Source organism: Streptomyces glaucescens (genome assembly GCF_002154375.1).
Taxonomy (GTDB): domain Bacteria; phylum Actinomycetota; class Actinomycetes; order Streptomycetales; family Streptomycetaceae; genus Streptomyces; species Streptomyces glaucescens.
Window position 1 is genome coordinate 1 of record NZ_MUND01000429.1, and the last position, 4,153, is coordinate 4,153.

Sequence of the window (4,153 nt, forward strand, 5' to 3'; positions counted from 1 at the left end):
CGCCTGGCACGCACTCTCGCCGCGCCGGGCGAAGCCCCAAGTACATCCAGTGCAAGGGACTCCGCCCGGCGCGCCGAGAGCACGCACCAGACGCCGCGGGGCCCGCCCTTCGGGCGGACGACGGGACTTTGCGGACACGACCTGGGGGCCGCTCGCGCGGGCCCGGGCGTTCAGTGGTGGTAGAAGATCCGGTCTCCGTACTCGTCGAGGACGCGGCCGTTCCACTCGTGGCCGCCGTCGACGTTGCCGGAGCGCAGCAGCGGGGGCTCGATGCCGCGCTCGGCGAGGACGGCGGCGGCGGTGGCCATGGTGGCCTGGAGGAGGGCGGTGGTGACGACGGTGGAGGCGGGGGCGAACGGCGCCGGGACGCCGTCGAGGGTCAGTTCGGCGTCGCCGACGGCGATCTTGGAGTCGAGGACGATGTCGCAGTGGTCCTTGAGGAAGGTGCCGGAGCTGTGCCGTGAGCCGGTCTGCGTGGCGTAGGCGACGGAGGTGACGCCGATGACGCGGATGCCGAGGGCGCGCGCGTTGACGGCCATCTCGACGGGGAGGGCGTTGCGGCCGGAGAGGGAGACGATCACCAGGGTGTCGCCGGCGCGGAGCGGGGAGCTGTCGAGGACGGCGGTGGCGAGGCCGTCGACGCGTTCCAGGGCGGAGCCGAGGGTCGCGGGCATGACGTCGACGCCGACGACGCCGGGGACGGCGAGCAGGTTCATCAGGGCGAGGCCGCCGGCGCGGTAGACGAGGTCCTGGGCGGCGAGCGAGGAGTGGCCGGCGCCGAAGGCGAACAGCCGGCCGCCGGCGGCGACGGTGTCCGCGATCAGGGTGCCGGCCGCGTCGATGGCCGGGGCTTCCTCGTCGCGGACGCGTTGCAGCAGGCCGATGGCGGCGTCGAGGTACTGGTCGGCCGGCTTGCTGTCGCCCATGCGAGCTCCTTCGCGCCGTTGCGGGGGCTGTGTGCGTGTGTCGCGGATCACGGTGCGGTCTGGACCACTGTGCTGTCAATACGGGGCGGGGGAGGGGTGGGGGAGCGGTACGGGGAGCGGGCGGCGGGACATGACCCGTTCCGGCCAATGCCCCTTTCGTTTCGGCGGCGCGGCACGGTTGTCAGTGGCATCCGGCAGAATTGATGGCAGGGCCAGCGCAGGAGCCGAGCGCCGTCGAGCCTTCGGCAGAGCTAATTCAGAGCTAATCGAGGGGCACGTATGTCCGGACTGATCGACACCACGGAGATGTATCTCCGCACCATCCTCGAGCTGGAGGAGGAAGGTGTGGTCCCCATGCGCGCCCGGATCGCCGAGCGGCTCGACCAGAGCGGGCCGACGGTCAGCCAGACGGTGGCGCGGATGGAGCGTGACGGCCTGGTGTCCGTGGCCAGCGACCGGCATCTGGAGCTGACGGAGGAAGGCCGCCGGCTGGCCACCCGTGTGATGCGCAAGCACCGTCTGGCCGAGTGCCTGCTCGTCGATGTGATCGGCCTGGAGTGGGAGCAGGTGCACGCCGAGGCCTGCCGCTGGGAGCACGTGATGAGCGAGGCCGTCGAGCGGCGCGTCCTGGAGCTGTTGCGCCACCCGACCGAGTCGCCGTACGGCAACCCGATCCCGGGTCTGGAGGAGCTGGGCGAGAAGGACGGCGCCGACCCGTTCCTGGACGAGGGCATGGTCTCGCTGGCCGAGCTGGACCCGGGCCTGGAGGGCAAGACGGTGGTGGTGCGCCGCATCGGCGAGCCGATCCAGACGGACGCCCAGCTGATGTACACCCTGCGGCGCGCGGGAGTGCAGCCCGGTTCGGTGGTGAGCGTGACGGAGTCGGCCGGCGGTGTGCTGGTGGGCAGCGGCGGCGAGGCGGCCGAGCTGCAGTCGGACGTCGCCTCCCATGTCTTCGTGGCCAAGCGCTGATCACGTCCGGCGTGTCGAGTCCGGCCCCTCGGTGACGGGCGCTGGTCCCGGCCCCGGCCGCCGGGCGCCGTGCTCGTGACCGTGGGTGACGGCAGGCGGCCGTGAGCGAGGTGCGTGGCTGCCTGCGGCTGCCCCGGCCGGCCAGGACCTGACCATGCGCGTGGTCCGAGTGAGCGTGGTGACGTAGTCCCGTCGATCGCGTCGAATCCCGGACTGCCTGCGCCGAATCGCAGCGCCGGGTCGCTTCGCGTGCCAGGCTGTCGCGTGGGACGCGTGGCCGAGGCGGTGATCGTGAGGCGTCGGTCGTGCGGCGGTGGCGTGAGGGGAGGGCGCGTGGTTGACGGATCGCCCGCTTCCAGGGAGAGCCCCGGCGCCTTGCGGCGCCGGGGCCTGTCCTCCCCTGTTCCGACCCGGAGCCCCGAGCTCTCAGGGTCGTCCCCCTCGGACCGTTTTCCCCGAGCGGTCCGCCTCCCGCTGAAGATCTCCCCCCAGGAACGGCGATCATTCCTGGCACGGGGTCACTCGAACGAGGGGTGTTACTCGTCCGAACCCCATCTTCGAATGCGCTTTCGATAGTCTGCGGGGGCGGACAGCACACCGCACGGCAGCGGACAGCAGCACCAGAGCACGACCAGCAGGACTCAGGCGTACGAGCGGAGCTTGGGGGGTGCCGGGAACATGGCGCGGCGCATCGAGGTGACCGGAGCGGGCGGGGTACGGCTCGCGGCCTGGGAGTTCGGCGACCCGCCCAAGTCCGGCTCCGATCCGGCCCCCGTCGCCCCCGGGGTGCTCTTACTCCACGGCCTCATGGGCCGCGCCTCCCACTGGGCGCCCACCGCCCGCTGGCTCTCCGAACGCCACCGCGCCGTCGCACTCGACCAGCGCGGCCACGGCCAGAGCGAGAAGCCTCCGCGGGCCGCCCTCACCCGGGAGGCCTACGTCGACGACGCCGAGGCCGCCCTGGAACAGCTCGGCCTCGCTCCCGCCGTCCTGATCGGCCACGCCATGGGCGCGCTGACCGCCTGGCAGCTCGCCGCCAAACGCCCCGACCTGGTCCGCGCCCTGATCATCTGTGACATGCGGGCCTCCGCGCTCGGCGCCGCCTCGCAGCGCGAGTGGGCCGACTGGTTCCGGTCCTGGCCGCTGCCCTTCGCCACCCTCGCCGACGTACGCAAGTGGTTCGGGGAGGACGATCCCTGGGTGGAGCGGCCCAACCCGGCCCGCGGCTCCTTCTACGCCGAGGTCATGACGGAGACCCCGGACGGCTGGCGGCCCGTCTTCGAGCCCGAGCAGATGCTGAGGTCCCGCGAGACCTGGGTCTACGACGCCCACTGGGAGGAACTGGCCCAGGTCCGCTGCCCCACCCTGGTGGTCCGCGGTCTCGACGGCCAACTGGGCCGGGCCGAGGCGCAGGAGATGGTCCGGGTGCTGCCCCGGGGCGCGTACGCGGAGGTGGCCGACGCCGGCCATCTCGTCCACCACGACCAGCCCGAGGCCTGGCGCGCGGCGATCGAGCCGTTCCTGGAGGGCGTCCGCGCGCTCTGAGCCCCCGTACGGCCGGCGCCACGGCCGGCGCCACGGCCGGCGCCATGTCCGGCTCTACGTCCCGCCTGTCACCGTCAGGAACCCCACCGCCCCCGCCGCCACCAGCAGTACCGCCAGCAGGCACCAGCGGCGGGCGGTGTGCAGGGCGGCGCGGATCTGCCAGACGTGGGCCATGGCGAGCAGCCAGCGGACATAGGGGTCGGTGCGGGCCACGTTCGCGCGGGCGCGTTCCAGATGCCGCCCGAGCAGTCGGCGGCGGTCCGGGTCGGTCTCGGCGGCCAGCGCCCGCTGGATGTTGACGGCGACGGCCCGGTGGCGCAGCAGATCGTCCACCCCTGTGGCGGCGGTGCCGAAGAAGTCGCCGGGTGCGGCGTCGATCAGCTCCCGCAGCCCGCGCAGCGCCGGTTCGCGGAGGGTGGCGGTCGTGGTGACCGGCGGAATGAGCACCCGGCTGACCTGCCACACCGCCAGGCTCACCCCGCCCAGCGCGACCAGCAGCGCCACCCCGGTGATCACCGCGTCGCCGAGCCCGTGCACCTTGCCCACGGCGACCAGCGGCCCGCCGCCGATCAGCGCGGCGCCCACCATCCCGAACGCGGCGATCATCCACCGGGCCGCCGCGCGCAGTTCGGGCACGGCGTCGAGCGGGGAGGGCAGCGCGTCGAACGGCAGCGGCGCCGCGCCCGGATCGGGCGCGGGCGTGGTCACCG

4 protein-coding genes are annotated in these 4,153 nt (G+C 73.4%); 2 read left to right on the forward strand and 2 right to left on the reverse strand.

The annotated features are described in order from the left end of the window. Nucleotides 1–170: 170 nt before the first annotated feature. The gene (locus CCN42_RS26215; protein WP_086739308.1) at nucleotides 171–926 is read right to left on the reverse strand and encodes an SIS domain-containing protein; all 756 of its coding nucleotides are present in this window, start codon (nucleotides 924–926) and stop codon (nucleotides 171–173) included. A gap of 279 nt (nucleotides 927–1,205) precedes the next feature. Here CCN42_RS26215 and CCN42_RS26220 point away from each other — a divergent pair, with 279 nt between their 5' ends. Together CCN42_RS26220 and CCN42_RS26225 are read left to right on the forward strand one after the other, a co-directional pair. Then, nucleotides 1,206–1,898: an iron-dependent transcriptional repressor DtxR gene (locus CCN42_RS26220; RefSeq protein ID WP_086171196.1), complete on the forward strand. Its 693-nt coding sequence runs from the start codon at nucleotides 1,206–1,208 to the stop codon at nucleotides 1,896–1,898. 678 nt (nucleotides 1,899–2,576) lie between these two features. Continuing rightward, nucleotides 2,577–3,443 carry an alpha/beta fold hydrolase gene (locus tag CCN42_RS26225; RefSeq protein WP_086739310.1) on the forward strand — a complete coding sequence of 289 codons (867 nt, stop codon included), beginning with the start codon at nucleotides 2,577–2,579 and terminating at the stop codon, nucleotides 3,441–3,443. A 54-nt stretch (nucleotides 3,444–3,497) separates the two neighbouring features. Here the strand turns inward: CCN42_RS26225 and CCN42_RS26230 are convergent. Beyond that, the coding region (locus CCN42_RS26230) for a hypothetical protein (protein WP_339384429.1) at nucleotides 3,498–4,153 on the reverse strand (656 nt) is incomplete at its 5' end.